This window comes from Azospirillum griseum, from assembly GCF_003966125.1.
GTDB classification, from domain to species: Bacteria; Pseudomonadota; Alphaproteobacteria; order Azospirillales; family Azospirillaceae; genus Azospirillum; species Azospirillum griseum.
The window spans coordinates 1-1,659 of the sequence record NZ_RXMA01000090.1 but is presented as its reverse complement, the minus strand read 5'-3'; the positions used below and the strand labels follow the sequence as shown (position 1 = coordinate 1,659).

Sequence of the window (1,659 nt, the reverse complement as noted above, 5' to 3'; positions counted from 1 at the left end):
TCCGTTCATCGTGCGCTTGATCGTCTTCAGTTTGCTGATCTGGCCCTCCACTGGTCCTGTGCTCCACGGCAGCGACAAGGCCGCGCGCACCGCCGCCAGATCACGCTTCAGGCCGCCAGCGAATCCTGCCATGGCCGTGCCGTCGGTCATCAGCAACCACTCATCCAGTTCTCCGGCCCGCTGTTGGCGAACCATCGTCCGGAAGGCCCGAGCCAACGCGACGGTCTGCGCCAACTTCGGGGAACGGGAAAGCAGGGCGGTGACGAAGGCCTGTTCGGTCGCGTCGATCTCAGTCGCGTCGGCGACAACCAGCCATGCCGCCCGTCGCCGCGATGGCGCCCGCCATGAGGCCGAGACGGCAGAGGCCATGCCTGGGATGGTCTGTCGCAGAGGCCGTGCCCAGTCCCGGACCGTGGTCCGCTGACCGGTGAAGCCGAGGGCCTTGATCTCGCGCCAGAGCCGTGCGGCGTTGTGGCAACCTTCGTCCCAGCGCCGACGCAGATGGTCGAGGAACGGATCGACCTGGCTGCCCTTGGCCGGTTGACGCCAGGGTGGTGGCTGCCCGGACCGTAACCACACCCGCACCGTCTTGCGGTCGAGGCCGAGCGTCTGGGCGATGCGGGTTTGCGACCAGCCGCGCACGTCCAGCGCGACGACCTCCTCGAAACGGGCTTGGCGGGCGGCCTGGATGGCGGCGCTCCGCTGCTCACGACGGGTCGGTGGTTTGGCGCCCTCATCGGGCTGCGGCGCGTGCGCCTCTTGTCCGGTTCCATCGACGGGAGCGACGGCCAGCTTGGCCGCTGCTCGCAGATCCCGATGATGGCCGGTGAGAACCTCACGCAGCGCATCGGTGAGATTGTGCAGGAGATGCCAGCGGTCGGCGACCTGAACGGCGGTCGGCACGCCCCGGCGGATGCCGTCGGCGTAGGCGCCCGCACGATCGCGGGCAACGATCTCGACGCCGGGATGCGCCTTCAGCCAAGCAGCGACGGTGTCGGCCTGACGGTCGGGCAGCAGGTCGATCGGACGTCTGCGTTCGAGGTCGACAATGATGGTGCCGTAGCGTTTGCCGCGGCGCCACGCCCAGTCATCGATGCCGATGACGCGCGGCGTCGGGATTGGCGCCGTCGGCTCCGCCCGGATCAGACGCAGCAGCGTGTCGCCGCTCACCGGCATCGCAAGGTGGGTGGCCAGCCGGGCGCCGGGCTCCCCGCCCGCGCTCAAGGCGATGGTGCGCTGCGCCTCGGCAAGTCGGCGGGTGCGCCGGACCCGAGGCGCCGCGACGGTGGGCAGGCGTTCGGCGAAGACGCGGCGCGGGCAGTCCGCCGCCGGACACCGGAATCGGCGGACCTGGAGACGCAGTTCCCCCACACGGCCCTGCCACGGCAGGTCGTTCAAGCGGCGGTCGTAACGGCTGTGGACGCGACGCGATGGTTGGCGGCACAGCGGACAGGATGCCGTGGCGGCACGCACACGGGCCGCCACCACGACGCGATCGGCATCAACCGTGACCTGATCAACGATAAGGCCGGCTGGGAGCAGAGAAAGCAGCGATTTGGACAAGGAAACGGGCGCTCCACTGGGAGAACGGTTCCCTTTATGTGCTCATTCCCATTCCCATTTGCATCCGGGCTGCACCGGGAGTGCGGATGGACCAAA

At 69.1% G+C, this 1,659-nt stretch carries 1 protein-coding gene; it reads right to left on the bottom strand.

From position 1 onward, the window contains the following. Positions 1 to 1,563: ISL3 family transposase (locus EJ903_RS26250; RefSeq protein WP_126620808.1), on the bottom strand; the 1,563-nt coding region annotated here is incomplete at its 3' end. Positions 1,564 to 1,659: the final 96 nt, after the last annotated feature.